14 protein-coding genes and 1 pseudogene are annotated in these 16,015 nt (G+C 61.3%); 8 read left to right on the top strand and 7 right to left on the bottom strand.

Translation table 11 applies throughout. The annotated features are described in order from the left end of the window. Window positions 1-81 precede the first annotated feature (81 nt). On the top strand, window positions 82-1,062 hold the full coding sequence (locus RID11_RS02670) for a hypothetical protein (RefSeq protein ID WP_350135778.1): 981 nt from the start codon (window positions 82-84) through the stop codon (window positions 1,060-1,062). 26 nt (window positions 1,063-1,088) lie between these two features. Further along, the gene (locus tag RID11_RS02675) at window positions 1,089-2,648 is read left to right on the top strand and encodes a substrate-binding domain-containing protein (RefSeq protein ID WP_350135780.1); all 1,560 of its coding nucleotides are present in this window, start codon (window positions 1,089-1,091) and stop codon (window positions 2,646-2,648) included. Here RID11_RS02675 and radC read toward each other — a convergent pair. The 3 genes from radC to dnaK form a co-directional block, all read right to left on the bottom strand. Then, the gene (gene radC / locus RID11_RS02680; RefSeq protein WP_350135782.1) at window positions 2,645-3,403 is read right to left on the bottom strand and encodes a RadC family protein; all 759 of its coding nucleotides are present in this window, start codon (window positions 3,401-3,403) and stop codon (window positions 2,645-2,647) included. The genes RID11_RS02675 and radC overlap by 4 nt on opposite strands. 52 nt (window positions 3,404-3,455) lie before the next feature. Next, window positions 3,456-4,616, bottom strand: coding sequence for a molecular chaperone DnaJ (dnaJ, locus tag RID11_RS02685; protein WP_350135784.1), 1,161 nt, complete (start codon window positions 4,614-4,616; stop codon window positions 3,456-3,458). Between the two features lie 78 nt (window positions 4,617-4,694). Continuing rightward, window positions 4,695-6,605, bottom strand: coding sequence for a molecular chaperone DnaK (gene dnaK / locus RID11_RS02690; protein WP_350135786.1), 1,911 nt, complete (start codon window positions 6,603-6,605; stop codon window positions 4,695-4,697). Between the two features lie 208 nt (window positions 6,606-6,813). Here dnaK and RID11_RS02695 point away from each other — a divergent pair, with 208 nt between their 5' ends. Further along, window positions 6,814-7,422 (top strand): alpha-ketoglutarate-dependent dioxygenase AlkB family protein, encoded by a 609-nt coding sequence (locus RID11_RS02695; RefSeq protein WP_350135788.1) that lies wholly within the window; start codon window positions 6,814-6,816, stop codon window positions 7,420-7,422. Here RID11_RS02695 and RID11_RS02700 read toward each other — a convergent pair. Next, window positions 7,419-8,240 carry an ABC transporter permease gene (locus RID11_RS02700; RefSeq protein ID WP_350135790.1) on the bottom strand — a complete coding sequence of 274 codons (822 nt, stop codon included), beginning with the start codon at window positions 8,238-8,240 and terminating at the stop codon, window positions 7,419-7,421. The two genes, RID11_RS02695 and RID11_RS02700, sit on opposite strands and share 4 nt — an antisense overlap. 137 nt (window positions 8,241-8,377) lie before the next feature. Here RID11_RS02700 and cysQ point away from each other — a divergent pair, with 137 nt between their 5' ends. The 4 genes from cysQ (at window position 8,378) to RID11_RS02720 (ending at window position 11,693) form a co-directional block, all read left to right on the top strand. Next, window positions 8,378-9,175 (top strand): 3'(2'),5'-bisphosphate nucleotidase CysQ, encoded by a 798-nt coding sequence (gene cysQ / locus RID11_RS02705; protein ID WP_350135792.1) that lies wholly within the window; start codon window positions 8,378-8,380, stop codon window positions 9,173-9,175. Between the two features lies 1 nt (window position 9,176). Further along, the gene (locus tag RID11_RS02710; RefSeq protein ID WP_350135794.1) at window positions 9,177-9,977 is read left to right on the top strand and encodes a 3-deoxy-manno-octulosonate cytidylyltransferase; all 801 of its coding nucleotides are present in this window, start codon (window positions 9,177-9,179) and stop codon (window positions 9,975-9,977) included. Window positions 9,978-10,362: 385 nt separating this feature from the next. Beyond that, window positions 10,363-11,157, top strand: a complete 795-nt coding sequence (locus tag RID11_RS02715) for a redoxin domain-containing protein (RefSeq protein WP_350135796.1) — start codon at window positions 10,363-10,365, stop codon at window positions 11,155-11,157. Between the two features lie 239 nt (window positions 11,158-11,396). After that, window positions 11,397-11,693 carry a hypothetical protein gene (locus RID11_RS02720; RefSeq protein WP_350135798.1) on the top strand — a complete coding sequence of 99 codons (297 nt, stop codon included), beginning with the start codon at window positions 11,397-11,399 and terminating at the stop codon, window positions 11,691-11,693. Window positions 11,694-11,782: 89 nt separating this feature from the next. Here RID11_RS02720 and proX read toward each other — a convergent pair whose 3' ends face one another. The 3 genes from proX to RID11_RS02735 form a co-directional block, all read right to left on the bottom strand. Continuing rightward, window positions 11,783-12,835 carry a glycine betaine/L-proline ABC transporter substrate-binding protein ProX gene (gene proX, locus RID11_RS02725; RefSeq protein ID WP_350135800.1) on the bottom strand — a complete coding sequence of 351 codons (1,053 nt, stop codon included), beginning with the start codon at window positions 12,833-12,835 and terminating at the stop codon, window positions 11,783-11,785. A 131-nt stretch (window positions 12,836-12,966) separates the two neighbouring features. Next, window positions 12,967-13,884, bottom strand: a complete 918-nt coding sequence (locus RID11_RS02730; protein ID WP_350135802.1) for an ABC transporter permease — start codon at window positions 13,882-13,884, stop codon at window positions 12,967-12,969. A gap of 14 nt (window positions 13,885-13,898) precedes the next feature. Then, window positions 13,899-15,146 carry a quaternary amine ABC transporter ATP-binding protein gene (locus RID11_RS02735; RefSeq protein WP_350135804.1) on the bottom strand — a complete coding sequence of 416 codons (1,248 nt, stop codon included), beginning with the start codon at window positions 15,144-15,146 and terminating at the stop codon, window positions 13,899-13,901. A gap of 150 nt (window positions 15,147-15,296) precedes the next feature. On the opposite strand from RID11_RS02735, the pseudogene RID11_RS02740 reads away from it, so the two are divergent. Next, a pseudogene (locus RID11_RS02740) lies at window positions 15,297-15,464 on the top strand (IS3 family transposase); the annotation flags it as partial. Window positions 15,465-16,015: the final 551 nt, after the last annotated feature.

A 16,015-nucleotide genomic window follows, 5' to 3' on the forward strand; every position in this document is an offset into this window, starting at 1 on the left:
TTGAGACCTTTACCGTGCCATCGGGAAGCCATTATTAACGCCTAGCGTCTATACCAACCGTGGTTTGGTATGGAGAGCACTATGTCAAAGGCTCGACGTTACATCATGGCGGGCGGCACCTTTGCTTGCGCGCTTGGAATCGGATTTTTCATGCAGGCGCAGGCACCGTCGCACCCGGTGGCTGCGATGCAATCGGTCTCGGTTCCCGTGCTCGACAAACCGGTCGAGATCTCGCAGATCGAACTGACCTCTGCCGCGCCCACGCCTCCTGCGGCGATGCCGGGCCCGGTTGCCCTCCCGGCGGCACCGGTTACGCTCGCTGTGGCCAAAGAGACCGCGACACCCGAATTGATGCCGCAGGAAGAGGTCGCCCCGACCTTCACATGCGACTACGAGATGGATGCCGCGCTGCGCAAGGGCGCGATGGTCGAACTGACCGTGTCAGCGCCTTGCCGTATCAACGAGCGTTTCACTGTTCATCATAACGGCATGATGTTCAACGCCGTGACTGATAGCGCCGGGCAGAGCCGTCTGGACGTGCCCGCACTGAGCGAGAGCGCGGTTTTCATCGTGTCTTTCGCCGACGGCGAGGGGGCGCTGGCGACGGCAGATGTCGACACGCTCCCACTCTACGATCGCTTTGTCGTACAGTGGAGCGGCAGTGCAGACAGCCTCTCGCTGCACGCCCTCGAATACGGTGCAGATTTCGGTGAGGCGGGTCATATCTGGGCCGCATCCACGCAGGACAAGGCCCGCGGCATCGCAGGCGAAGGTGGGTTTCTGACACGTCTCGGCACCCCCGGCACCGATCAGGGTCTGATGGCCGAGGTCTATACCTTCCCCACCGGCACCGCCACGCGCGCAGGCGATGTGACTCTGCGGGTCGAGGCCGAGGTGAGCGAGGCAAATTGTGGCCGCGAACTCGAGGCGCAGACCATCGCCACCGGCGACACGGGGCTCACGGTGCAGGACCTTGTGCTGGCCATGCCCGATTGCGAGGCCATCGGAGAGTTTCTGGTGTTGAAAAACCTGTTCAATGACCTGAAGATCGCGCAGAACTAAGGCCGCGGTTTTCAGGGGGGCAGGACATGACAGCATTGCGTGCGGCGATCCTCGCCGCACTTTGTCTTCTGGTCGTTCCGATCGCGGTTGCAGCACAAGATGTGACGCTCCGCTCTCATGATGGCTCTGTCGAAATATCCGGCAACCTTCTGGGCTTTGACGGCGAATTCTATCGTGTCGATACGGTATATGGCGAATTGACCGTCGATGGGTCCGGCGTCGCCTGCGAAGGGCCGGGCTGCCCCAATCTCGAGGCCTATGTCGCGCGGCTCGTGTTTTCCGGCGCGCCGACAGTCGGGCGCATCCTCATGCCCGCCCTGCTCGAAGCCTTTGCCATTCGCGGTGATTACGATCTGCGGCGCGTGACCGACACGCCGACAGAATTGCGTTTTGATCTGCACACTGGCCAGGACGGCACGCTGATCGGGGAATTCACCTTTCGCCTGACCAATACCGACGAGGGGTTTGCCGATCTGCTGGCCAACGAGGCAGATATCGCCATGACACTGCGCGAGATCCGGCAAGGCGAACTGGAGCGCGCGCGTGAGGCAGGGCTTGGTAATCTCGCGGCGCCCGGACGGGCGCGAGTGCTCGCGCTGGACGCGCTGGTTCCAGTCGTAGCCCCAAGCAACCCGGCGCAAGGCATCAGCCTGCGGCAATTGTCACGTGCATTGGCGGGCGAGATCTTGAACTGGACCGATCTGGGCGGCCCGGATGCGCCAATCGACATTCACCTGTGGTCGGCTGAAACCGGGGTCGGGCAAGCCAGCGTCGATCAGGTCCTTGCCCCAGAGGGTCGCCGCCTGCTGGAACCTGTTGAACGTCATTCCAATGGCACAGCCTTCGCCAAGGCCGTCGCGAGCGATCCTTTTGCGCTCGGCCTCACGACTCGCTCTGAACAGGGCGATACGTGGGAATTACCCGTTACCGGGGCCTGCGGATTTGCACTGCGCGCCACGCGCCGGGCCGTCAAGACCGAGGACTACCCGCTGACCGCGCCGCTTTTTCTCTATCTCCCCGCACGCCGCCTGCCCAAACTGGGCCGCGAGTTCATCGCCTATCTGCGCGATCCCTCGGCCCAACTGGTCATCCGTCGCGCGGGATTTGTCGATCAGACCCCCGAAGAGATCGAAATCAACGCGCAAGGCGATCGGTTCGCGAATGCGATTGCTCAGGCGGGAGACGAACTGGGGCTTGGGGAATTGCAACGCATGGTGCGCACACTCGCGCCGCTCAAGCGACTGACCACCACGTTCCGGTTCGAGACAGGATCGGTCAGGCTCGACGCGCAATCCCGGTCCAACGCGCAGCAATTGGCACGGTCCCTGGAGCTTGGGCTTTATGACAATCGCCGCCTTGTCTTTGTCGGATTCTCCGATGGCGAGGGCCCGGCCGAAACCAATCGCGAGATTGCCCTGCGGCGGGCCGAAACGGTGCGGCGGGCCGTCATCCGGGCCGCTGAAACCGCTCGGCTCGAACAGATCGACCTCGCGGTCGAGGCGTTTGGCGAGGCGATGCCCATGGCCTGCGACGATACCGCCTGGGGCCGCCAGGTGAACCGTCGGGTCGAGGTCTGGCTCCGCTAGAGATAGCCGTCCGCGCGAAAGCTCACCTCGCCGGCACGCCCGATAACCACGTGATCGTGCAGCGTGATGCCCAGCACCTCGGCGGCGCGGGCCACCTGCGCGGTCATGTCGATATCCGCCGCCGAGGGTGTGGGATCACCCGAGGGGTGATTGTGCACGAGGATCAGCGCGCTCGCATTATGGTGCAGCGCCCGCCTGACCACCTCACGCGGGTAGACCGGCACATGATCCACCGTGCCGCGTGCCTGTTCCTCGTCGGCGATCAGCACGTTCTTGCGATCAAGATAGAAGACCCGGAACTGCTCGGTCTCGCGATGCGCCATGCTGGCCCGGCAATAGGACAGCAGAGCATCCCAGGATGAGATCACGGCTCGGTTCATCACCCGCGCCTGCGCCAGCCGGTGCGCCGCGGCCTCGACCACCTTCAACTCGCAGATCACTGCCTCACCCACACCGCTGACAGCCAAGAGCCGCTCTGCCGAGGCCGAGATGACCCCGGCGAAATCGCCAAACGTCTCGAGCAATGTACGCGCCAGCGGTTTAACATCGCGGCGCGGGATGGCCCGAAAGAGCACCAGTTCCAGCATTTCGTAGTCAGGCATCGCGCGCGCGCCCCCATCTAGAAACCGCGCGCGCAATCGCTGCCTGTGATCGCGAATATAGGAGGGCTGGCGCACGGGCACCGTAACCGGCGCCGCCATCTCGGGCGCAAATAGCGGCAAGGGCCGCTCGGAAAAGGCGGGGGCATCTGTCATGCCCCCAACCTTGCCCGCGACATGTTAGAAAAGAGTTAATGCCAAATCGGCATCAGCTTTTCATCGAGTCCCAGAAGTTCTTGACGGAAGAAAAGAAGCTCTTGCTTTCCGGGTTGTTATCCTCGCTCAGCGCGTCGAATTCGCGCAACAACTCTTTCTGCTTTGAGGTCAGGTTCACGGGTGTTTCCACCGCCAGTTCGATGAACATGTCGCCGGGCGCACCTCCGCGCAGGGCTGGCATGCCCTTGCCGCGCAGGCGCATCTGGCGGCCTGACTGAGAACCTGCGGGGATCTTGACGCGACTGCGTCCGCCCTCGATCGTCGGAACCTCGATATCGCCGCCAAGCGCAGCCTTGGCCATCGACACGGGCACGCGACAGAAGAGATTGGTATCCTCACGCTCGAACAACTCGTGCTTGGTCACCTCGATGAAGATATAGAGATCACCCGCCGGTCCGCCGCGCATGCCTGCCTCACCCTCTCCGGCGAGACGGATACGGGTGCCGGTCTCGACGCCCGCGGGGATGTTCACGCTAAGCGCGCGATCCTTTTGTACGCGACCCTGACCCTGGCAGACCTTACAGGGATTTTTGATGATCTGGCCAAGTCCCCCACAGGTGGGGCAGGTCCGTTCCACGGTGAAAAAGCCCTGTTGCGCGCGCACCTTGCCCATGCCCGAACAGGTCGGGCAGGTGGTCGGCTGCGCGCCGCCCTCGGCGCCCGAGCCATCACACTCGTCACATGGCACCGCAGAGGGCACCTTGATGCTCTTTTGCAGACCCCCATAGGCCTCTTCCAAGGTCACGCGCAGGTTATAGCGCAGGTCCGCACCCCGGGCCGCACGTTGCCGCCCGCCACCACGTCCGCCGCCCATGAAATCGCCGAAAAGATCGTCGAACACGTCAGAGAAGGCCGAGGCGAAATCGCCCTGCCCGGCCCCGCCGCCGAACCCGCCACCGGGACGCGCGCCGCCGCCTCCCATACCGCCGTCAAAGGCGGCATGGCCGAACCGGTCATAGGCGGCCTTCTTCTCCGGGTCTTTCAGGACGTCATACGCCTCGCCCGCTTCCTTGAACTGCTTCTCGGCGTCCGGATTGTCGGAATTGCGATCAGGGTGAAGCTCTTTCGCCTTGGTGCGGTAGGCTTTCTTGATCTCGTCTGCCGAGGCGCCCTTGGAAAGCCCGAGCACTTCGTAATAGTCACGTTTGGCCATCTGGGATCTCCTTGATGTCGGAGCGTGGGAGCCGGTCCGGCATTACACCGAACCGGCCCGCTTGGTCCGAAACGTGCCTCAGGCGCGCTTGTTGTCGTCGAGATCCTCGAAATCGGCATCGAGGATGTCATCGTCGTCACCCCGTGCCTGATCGGCTCCCGCAGGCTCATCCTGGCCGTCGTCCTGGCTGGCCTTATAGATCGCCTCGCCCAGCTTCATCGACGCCTCGGCGACGTTCTGGATGCCGGACTTGATCTTGTCGACATTCTCACCCTCAAGCTCGTCCTTGAGCGCAGCAATGGCCAGTTCAATCGCCTCGACGGTGGTCGGGTCGACCTTGTCGCCATGCTCCTCAAGCGATTTCTCGGTCGAGTTTATGAGGCTCTCTGCCTGGTTCTTCGACTCGACGAGCTCGCGGCGGGCCTTATCGGCCTCGGCGTTTTCCTCGGCCTCCTTGACCATATTCTCGATATCTTCTTCCGAGAGGCCACCCGACGCCTGAATGGTGATCTTCTGCTCCTTGTTCGTGCCTTTGTCCTTGGCGGAAACGGACACGATGCCATTGGCGTCGATATCGAAGGTCACCTCAATCTGCGGCATGCCTCGCGGGGCGGGCGGGATGTTCTCGAGGTTGAACTGACCGAGCATCTTGTTGTCGGCCGCCATCTCGCGCTCACCCTGGAAGACGCGGATCGTCACGGCCGACTGATTGTCTTCGGCAGTCGAGAAGATCTGGCTCTTGTTGGTCGGGATCGTGGTGTTGCGGTCGATCAGACGGGTAAAGACACCGCCCAATGTTTCGATTCCGAGGCTGAGTGGCGTCACGTCGAGCAGCACCACATCCTTGACGTCGCCTTGCAGCACGCCCGCCTGAATGGCGGCCCCCATGGCCACGACCTCGTCGGGGTTCACACCCTTGTGTGGCTCTTTCCCGAAGAATTTCGTCACTTCCTCGACAACCTTGGGCATGCGGGTCATGCCGCCCACCAGAACCACCTCGTCGATTTCGGAGGCAGACATGCCAGCATCCTTGAGGGCCGCAGCGCAGGGCTTCATCGAGGATTTGATCAGGTCGCCCACGAGGCTTTCAAGCTTGGCGCGGGTCAGTTTCACGACCATGTGCAGCGGCTGCCCGTCCGAGCCCATCGAGATGAACGGCTGGTTGATCTCGGTCTGGCTGGAGCTGGACAGTTCGATCTTGGCCTTTTCGGCGGCTTCCTTGAGACGCTGGAGCGCCATCTTGTCCTTGGTCAGGTCGACGCCATGCTCTTTCTTGAACTCGTCGGCAAGGTAGTTGACGATCCGCATGTCGAAATCTTCACCGCCGAGGAAGGTATCCCCATTGGTCGCCTTGACCTCGAAGAGGCCGTCGTCGATTTCGAGAATGGTCACGTCGAAGGTACCGCCGCCAAGGTCATAGACAGCAATGGTGTGCGTTTCTTTCTTGTCCAGACCGTAGGCGAGCGCCGCCGCCGTCGGCTCGTTGATGATGCGCAGCACTTCGAGACCGGCGATCTTGCCGGCGTCCTTGGTGGCCTGACGCTGTGCGTCGTTGAAATAGGCGGGCACGGTGATGACAGCCTGCGTCACCTCTTCGCCGAGATAGCTCTCGGCGGTTTCCTTCATCTTGCCGAGGATGAAGGCGGAAATCTGGGACGGCGAATACTTCTCGCCACGCGCCTGCACCCAGGCATCGCCATTACCGCCGTCGATGACGGTGAACGGCATGTTCTTCTTGTCCTTGGCGAGATCGGGATCATCGACGCGACGCCCGATCAGGCGCTTGACGCCGAAGATGGTGTTTTCCGGGTTTGTGACGGCCTGCCGCTTGGCGGGCTGACCGACAAGGCGCTCATCCTCGGTGAATGCCACGATCGAGGGCGTGGTACGCGCGCCTTCGGAATTCTCGATCACGCGCGACTGAGCGCCGTCCATGATCGCGATGCAGCTATTCGTGGTGCCGAGGTCAATACCAATCACTTTGGCCATGTTTTCGATCCCTTCTACTTAGGCGATATGACGAAGGCCCGACCCGTTTCGGCATCCGGCCCCCGATGAGGAGCAGACCCGCGTTGTGCCGCAGTGCCTGCGTTTCTGCGCGTATATAGGCAGCGCCGTGTGGGGCTGCAAGCATTGGCACGTAATGGAATCGCGCAATTTGGTATAAAATGACCATCTGGCACAAAGAGGAGACCGCATGCCCCAACCAACCCTGACCCTGCGCGGCGTGGCAATCTACAAGGGCTGGCTACCGCCCGAGGCGCAGGCGGCGATGGTGGACGAATTGCGCGGCGTGGTGGCGCAGGCTCCGCTCTTCACCCCAGTCACCCCGCGAGGCAAGGCTATGAGCGTGCGCATGACAGCCGCCGGGCGCTATGGCTGGGTCACCGACCGGCGTGGCTATCGCTATGAGCCGACACATCCCGAGGGGCTACGCTGGCCGCCAGTTCCAGAAAACGTGCTGACAATCTGGCGCGCACTTGTCAGCGAGTCGCGGCTGCCCGATTGCTGCCTGATCAATTATTACACCGAAGGCGCACGCATGGGATTGCATCAGGATCGTGACGAGGCCGACTTCTCATGGCCAGTGCTGTCGGTGTCCTTGGGCGACGACGCACTCTTCCGGATCGGCAACATCACGCGCGGCGGATCGACCGAATCGGTCTGGCTGAATTCAGGCGACGTGCTTGTAATGGGCGGTGCGGCGCGCCTGATCCATCACGGGGTCGACCGCATACGGCCCGGCACCTCGTCGCTGTTGCAGGGCGGCGGGCGGATCAACCTGACCTGCAGGGTCGTGGATTAACGCCGCGCATCCCAACTGCGCGAGGCATATTGCCGGGTGTAAAACTCGCCCATCAGCCCGATCACCAACAGAACTATGCCCATATAGATCGGGTATTCCAGCGACGTCTTGTGCGGGAAATAGTTGATGAAAACGAACCCCCGCGCCTGATCGATATTGTGAAACAGCGGGTTCCACGAAAACATGTTGTACATGAAGGGCGGCAGGGTGTTGACCACGAACATCTTGCCCGAGGCGATCATGTTGGCGCGCTGATAGACCGTTGCAAAGATCGACACGAAGGTTGGAAGCCACGGCTTGATCGCCAACAGCACCAACCCCACGGCCACCCCGGTGAACCACGCCAGCAAAACCATGCCGAAGGCGGCGATCGGCTGATAGATCGTGATCGGCGTGAATCCCACATGGTAGACGAACAGGATGACGAACATCGACAACACCTGGATGTAGAGTGCACCAAGCGCCGAAGAGGCGATCGCCACGATCGTGTTCATCGGGGCGTGCTGCATCATCGGCGAGGATGGCCCATCCGCCCCGAGAACCGCCCCCATGCCCTTGATATGCGTAAGATAGAGAAAAATACCCGACATCATGAACAGCAAGAAGTCACCGCGCAGCTTGGCGCCGCGAATGCCGAGAACCGTGAACATGAGATAAAACGCCAGCACCATGATGATCACGGTCATGATGTTCAACACGAGCGCGATCACCGCGTTGCCATGCGCCTGACGCACGCTCCGCACGGTCGCATGATAGATCACGTCAAGGATGATGATCGCGGAATGCAGGCTCGATCTTGGGCGTGCGGTCTTGAACATCGGGAAAACTGCCTGAATGCCGTTGGATTTCTTGCGCGGGTTTCTTGCCGTCCCATTCAGACCCTATCATAAGGGGCACCGGGTAATCCATTCATTAAGGGCGTAAAGTGGCGCCTTCCGGGCAAAGGAGCGACAATTTGGAGTACGACACGCTTGTGACAGCGATGCGGCGGCTGGCACTGGAAGCCGGCGACCGGATCATGGAAATCTACGAGGCCGATGATTTCGACGTGAAAGTGAAGTCTGACGCAAGCCCCGTCACCGAGGCCGACGAGGCCGCCGATGCGATCATTTCCGCCGGTCTGCGCGCGGCCTTCCCCGACGTGGCACTCGTCACCGAAGAACAGGCCGCGTCACATGGTCAAAGCGTGGATACATTCCTGATCGTTGATCCGCTCGACGGGACCAAGGAATTCATCAACCGGCGCGGCGATTTCACCGTGAACATCGCTTATGTCGAGAACGGCACGCCCACCCGCGGTATAGTCTACGCCCCCGCCAAGGAACGTATGTTCTACACCCTCGCCGATGGCACTGCGGTAGAGGAGGACGGCCCGTTCGACAAGGCCGCACCCGGCTTGCAACGCGCCATCCACGTCACACGTCCTGACAATGACGCACTGATGGTCGTGGCGTCAAAGTCGCACCGCGATCAGGCAACCGACGACTATATCGGCAAATACGCCGTGAAAGACATGACAAGCGCGGGGTCCTCGCTCAAGTTCTGCCTTGTCGCCACCGGCGAGGCGGATCTTTATCCACGTGTCGGGCGCACGATGGAATGGGATACCGCAGCCGGGCATGCCGTCCTGTCCGGGGCCGGCGGGCATGTGGTGCGCTTTGACGATCACACGCCGCTGCGCTACGGCAAGGACGGCTTTGCCAACCCGTTTTTCATCGCCCATGCGCCGGGCATCGATCTCAAGAAAGCCTGACATGAGCGTGCTCATCGCCATCCCCGCCCGCTACGCGTCATCCCGCTATCCCGGCAAACCCCTGGCAGAGTTGCGCGGGGCAAGCGGAGAGGCCCGGTCGCTCATCCGCCGCTCGTGGGAGGCCGCCTGCGCGGTCTCGGGCGTCGACCGTGTCGTTGTGGCTACCGATGACGAGCGGATCAAATCAGCCGCCGAGGCATTCGGCGCAGAGGTGGTGATGACCTCGGAGGAATGCGCCAACGGCACCGAGCGTTGCGCAGAGGCGCATGCGGCCCTGGGCGGCGGGTTCGACATGGTGGTCAACCTGCAAGGCGACGCGCCGCTCACCCCGCACTGGTTCGTCGAAGACCTGATCGCGGGCCTGCGCGCCGACCCTGCGGCAGAGGTGGCAACGCCAGTGCTGCGCTGCGATGGCGCAGCACTCAACGGGTTTCTGGCCGACCGCGCGTCGGGCCGCGTGGGCGGCACGACAGCGGTTTTCACCCGCGACCGCCACGCGCTCTATTTTTCCAAGGAAGTTATCCCGTTCACCCCGACGCGCTATGCTGAAGATGCGCAGACCCCGGTCTTTCACCACGTCGGCGTCTATGCCTACCGCCCCGAGGCGCTCGCCGCCTATCCCGGCTGGTCGCCGGGGCCGCTCGAAGGGCTGGAAGGGCTTGAACAGTTGCGCTTTCTGGAAAACGGCCGCGCCGTTCTCTGCGTCGAGGTCGAGGCCCGCAACCGTCAGTTCTGGGAGTTGAACAACCCCGAGGACGTGCCGAGGATCGAAGCGATGATGCGCCAGATGGGGCTGGACTGACCGCCGCCCCGACAGTGCTGCGGGACCTCCATAACGTGTTTGCAGATAATATGACGCCGACGTGAAAGGCGCCACTTCGGGTCGTGTCATTCGGCCCGACGACATTCGGATAAAGGCGCCGTACCATATACTTTCTCTTCCGCCCCAGAACCGCTGAAACGGCAGACCGGTCGCCACAAGGATCGTCTACAGGTCCGCGTCCTGATGCAGATATCCGGCTGCAGTTTCAAATTGACACGTTACAAATCAGGTCGGCGCCATCTTCTCGCCAGAATTCACACATTTTTGCACAGATCTGCATACGGCACGGCAATGCGCACGTTAAAGTTCCATTATCTGTGATTTGAACAGCATTGAGGTTGTTCTAAGAAAAAAGGGGCACACTGTGAGCATCCAGTTTTTTTCTCCTCGCGGCGCAGATGGACGCAACATGCGCATCCCAAGTGCCTATAGGCGCTCGGTAAAATGGCTTCCGCGGATTGGCGACACGTTCCCGAATTTTGTCGCGGACACGACACAGGGCGAGTTGGACTTCTGGGATTGGTCTGAAAACAGTTGGACCTTTCTGTTCAGCCACCCGGCGGCGAGAACCCCTGTGTGCACGACGGAACTCGGTGCGATCTCGGGGAACAAGAGTGATTTCAATGCCCTTGGTGTCAAGGTGCTTGGCTTGACCGGTTCGACGATCGAAGAACAGCGCGACTGGCACACGGAAATCGAGGCATTTTTTGACACGGATGTCTGGTTTCCGACCGCCGCCGACCCCGGGGGACAGCTCGCCGCATTGTTCGGAATGCGCCATGATCAGGAACACAAGACCTGGCCCATTCGAAAGTCGTTCATACTCGATCCGCAGATGCGCATTCGGATGATTTTCGAATACCCGATCTTCATCGGGCGCAGTATCGAAGAAACCCTGCGCGTGGTCGAGGCCCTGCAACTCCGCGACCGTACCGGTGCGGCGACGCCCGCAGACTGGCAAGAGCTCGACCCTGTGATCATACCGGATACCAGGTGCGAACTTGACGTTTTCCGCGACTTCGGCACCGACTCTCAATATCTGCTGCCCTACCTGCGTGTGGTCCAGGGTGACGCACGGGGCTGCGGACCGCGACCTGCTCCGCTCCGAGTCGTAACGTCAGGTGAGACCGGCCCGGACGCAAGAGCAGCTCAATCATGAATTCGCCTCGCGGACTGAAATCGTCTTGCTTCATTCCGGCTGATCAGTACGACCAAAGGCCCGCCCGCTCGTGCAGCCCGGTCTGGCCATCTCGCAGCAACGGACATGAGGCTGTCAGCCGACGTCCAAGGGTGGCAATCTCGGCGTCCGATGATCGCAATGGTCGGAAGTTCCGTGATTGGATATCTCAGGAGGCGTTCGAGGTTGACTTCTCTGCGGACGTCGATCCCCTGCTCGCAATGATCGGCGACACGCCACACAGGTGGTCGACGCTGATCCTCGATGTGGCCAACCTCGGAGAGGCCGGCGATATCGCGGCCTTGGTCGATACGCATCGGCGCATTTTTCCGAGACTGTTCACCATCTTGCTTTGCAACAGACATGAGCAGGACGAGGTCGAGCGCCTGTTGCCGGACATCCGGTATCTCGTGTTGACCAAGCCGTTCAGGAGGTTCCAGCTCCTTGCCGCGCTCACCTGCCGTGAGTTACCAAAAGTCCAGACCACACGGCATATCAATCTTAGACCGTTGGACTAAGCTCCTGCCCGCACGCCTCTTGTCGCGCGCGGGCAGGCAAACTCGTGTAATGCAATCGACCGGTGACTTAGGTCACCGCCGCAACCGCGTTACATCTGCGCGGCTTCGCGTGCGGATTTAAGCCAACCATCGACTTTGCCACGGTTTTCTTCGATCCACGCCGAAGCCTGCTGCTCGAGATCTTCCGGGCTGTCGGCACCTTTGTTCATCTTCGCGTTCTGCTCGAAGATGTCCGCGATCGGGATAAGCGCCTCTCTCAGCAGCTGCTCGGCGGCCGGGTTGTCATCGAGGAACCTGGAGTTCGCCACCGGCCGGATGTCGTTTGCCGGCCAGCCAAGATCACAGGGTGCCGCACCCTGGCAGCCTTCCAACTCGGCCACGGTCGTCTCGTCGGCGAGATCGGCCTGATCCTCGGGCAGCTTGGTTTCCTTCATCTGCAACCAGACGACGTCTTCGCCAGGCGTCAGCTCGCCCACGGTCCAGTTGGGCGTCCAAGTGTAAAAGAAGATCGGCTGGTCATTCTGGAAACGGCCCAATGCATCGGCCATCGAGGCGGAATACCCGGCCTTCACAGCGTTGAAGTCGTCATTCCAGTCATAAGCCTCGAAATGGTGAGAAATCACCGTCTCGCAGCCCCAGCCCGGTGGGCAGGCAACAAGATCGGCCTTACCATCGCCGTTGGCGTCAAAGAGCTCCTGATTCTCATCTTTTGTAATGTCCGAGACATACTTGATGTCGTGCTCTTCTGCGGTCTTCTTGTCGATCAGATAACCCTGAAGCGCGCCGCCCTTGGCGACATAGCCCACTTTCTCGGCACCGCCGCTGAACGCGTCCTCATAGGAATTGTGCAGCGGGAACCAGCCGTTCACCCACAGGTCCACGTCGCCCTGCGCCACGGTCTGGTAGAACGGCGGATTGTCCAGCGTGGTGATGCGGGACACGTCGTATCCCAACTCCTGCAGCAACTGGCTGTAGACCTCGGCCTGCCACCAGCCGGTGTCCCAGCTGGCGCGGGCCATGTCGACGGTCGTGCCCTCGCCGGGCATCGCGTGATTATCTGCGGCGACGGCGCCAGGTAGCGTCATCATCGCGGTCATGGCCGCGCCGGTCGTGGTCTTTAGGATCGCCTTCGTGTCAAACATGATGAAAGTCCTCCTTCTCTTGATATTGGCCGTACAGAGGCTCGGTCGCGAGCCTTGCCAGGCACGTCTCGTGACCAGTCCGGCAGCGTGTGGTCGCGAGACGGTTTTCGTTTTGGGGCACGCCCACGCTGTCACGTGGCTGAGGTTGCCGGTGCCCGCTTGCTGAAGAACGATTTCAACGTCTCCAGCAGTCCTGGTGACTTTGTGGCGCTGTCTGAGCCAAGGGCCTGCGTGATCCGGTCGAGGATCATGGCCAGCAGAACGATGCCCAATCCGCCTTCGGTCGCGGCCCCCACATCAAGCCGGCCGAGGCCGGTATACACGGTCAGGCCAAGGCCCCCTGCGCCAATGAGTGCCGCGATCACCGCCATCGAGAGCGCCAGCATCAATGTCTGATTGAGCCCGGCCATGATCGTGCGCAGCGCCAATGGCAATTGCACCTCCCACAGCACCTGCCGTGGCGAGGAGCCGAATGAATAGGCTGCTTCGATCAGGTCTTCCGGCACCGAGCGGATGCCGAGATTGGTCAGGCGGATGATCGGCGGCAGGGCAAAGATGATGGTCGCGATGATGCCGGGCGTCATCCCGACCCCGAACAGCATCACGATCGGTACCAGATACACGAAAGGTGGAATCGTCTGCATGATATCGAGCACGGGGCGCAGAGCCTTTTCGAACCGGTCGCTGCGGGCGGCGGCAATGCCGAACGGCACACCGACGATGGCGCAGAACAGAACGGCAGTGAGGATCATCGCAAGCGTTGTCATCGTCTGTGTCCAGACACCGATGAGATCGACCACCACGAGGCTGACGAAGGTGAACACCGCAAGACCGCGGCTCGCCACCGCCCATGCGACGAGGGCCAGAACGATCGTGAAGGCGGCCATCGGGATCGCCTGAAGTGTCGCGTCCAGCCCCTCCAGAACGAGGGAAATCGGCGTTTGCACCGCTTGGAACACCTCGCGGAAATTCGGAACCAACCAGCCCTTGATGGCCGTTTCAACCCAGGTGTCTAGCGGAAGTTCATAGACGTCAGATGGTTGCCACATGTGCTTGCCTCCGATCAGGCCGAAAGCGCGGGTGCGTCGTCCGCAGAGGTCTGTTCTGCGGGCGCATCTCCGTCCTGCGACCGGGTTGTTTCATTCGCGAGAAGATTGAATACCGCCTCCGGCCGCACGACGCCGACAAGGGTTCCGCTGACATCCAGGATGGCGACGGGAAGGCCGGAACTACAGGCCGCATAAAGCGTATTCAGCCGTGTGTCCGGTTCTGCGGTCGGTATTTCGCGGTGCAGCGCACCTTCGAGGGCCGTCTCGCCGCGCTGTTCGGCCTCCGCGATGCTCTGGCGCGTCACCGCCCCTGCGAGCGTGTCGCCGTCCAGAACCGGCAGGCTGTCGCGTCCCAGATCGTGGAGGCGGCGGCGCGCGACGGCAAGATCGCTAGAGCCAGTCTCCAGCGGCTCGGGCGGTTCCATGACGCGTTGCGCGGAAAAGACCTTGGCCCGGTCAATGTCCTGCGTGAAGGCCGCCACGTAATCATCGGCGGGGCTGCCGACAATCTCTTCCGCCGTGCCCACCTGTACGAAGCGACCTTCCTTCATGATGGCGATCCGGTCGCCCAAGGTCAGCGCCTCGTCCAGGTCATGAGTGATGAAGACAATCGTCTTCTTCAACTCGCGCTGCAATTCGAGCAATTCGTTCTGCATGTCGCGCCGAATGAGCGGATCGAGCGCGGAAAACGGCTCGTCCATGAGCAGAATTTCCGGATCAACGGCCAGTCCGCGCGCCAGCCCCACGCGCTGCTGCATGCCCCCCGAAAGCGCCGAGGGGCGGCGATCGGCCCAAGACGAAAGCCCGACGTTCTCCAGCGCGTCAAGCGCCCTCTCGCGACGTTCGCTGGCGGAAACCCCGGCGATCTTGAGGCCGTATTCCACATTTTCCAGAACGCTCTTGTGGGGGAAGAGGGCAAAGTGCTGGAATACCATCGCCACCTTCTCCAGCCGCACCTTGCGGAGCGTCTGGGCGTCTGCATTGTGCAGGTCGGTGTCGTCGATGCGGATCGTACCGTCGCTGGAGTCGATGAGTCTGTTCAGCATCCGCACCACCGTGGACTTGCCCGAGCCAGACAGACCCATGACGACGAACACCTCGCCTTCCTCCACGGAAAAATTGACCGATTGAACACCGATCGTCTGGCCGGTCTCGGAAAGAATCTCGTCTTTCGTCTTGCCGTCTCGTAGCAGGTCAAGCGCTTGACCGGGATCGTCTCCAAACACCTTCGACAGGTTTTCAGCAACGATTTTTGTGGTCAAGGTTCCTCCTCTGTCAAAGACGCCGTCGTTCCATTCTAAATTCACATCTCGTCATCATGTGGTTTCACGGGGACGCCAGTTCAACCACCCCGCGTGATCTGCAACCGAGCCCCCGCCACGCTCGACCCGGTCACCGAGTTCGGCGCACGGGCTCTTGTCGAACATTACAACAACTATCGCTACCACGAGAGCCTTGGAAACCTGACGCCCGCCGACGTCTACTTTGGGCGCGCAGAGAAGATCCTGAAACAGCGAGAGGAGATCAAACGGAAAACCATGCTCAAGCGGCGCTTGCGCCACGAAACTGAAAACGCATAAACTCAATCAAGAATGAGCCAGAGCCTCCAAACGAAAGCACGCTCTGATGTCCCAAATTATCTGACGACGGACAGTGCGCGCGTTTCATGCCGATGGCACACCCGTCACCGGCGAACGGGAGATCGACGCTGATGAGGCGGCCATCGTGACAAGGATATTTCGGGAATATGATGCCGGTTCACACCCACCTCGCCGTGCGCATCGCCCGTGCGCGTAGGAGGCAAAATTCGGTGCCGATTGACAGTCTCCGACAAACTCGGCGCGGTTCACTCCCGTTGAAATTCCCTGTTCCTATAGATCATCGAGACGATCCAGCAAGCGACAGGCATTCGCTGATTTTCCTTGCCGCAATATGACGGGTATGCAACTTTTTGGCGAGGCGCGGTGCCGCCGATTGTAACGAGTGTGCGATTGACCTGCCACTGAACTTTCATCCAGCCGGAACCGGAGCCCTTTGGTTTGATACGCCGATTGGCGCAGGTGGAGCAACCGACATCCGTGCGGAGCTTTCAGATGGCGCAGCGCGGGTGTCGGTTGCGGTGGTGAGGTGT

The sequence above is a fragment of the Roseovarius sp. genome, from assembly GCF_040219995.1.
Classification (GTDB): Bacteria; Pseudomonadota; Alphaproteobacteria; order Rhodobacterales; family Rhodobacteraceae; genus Roseovarius.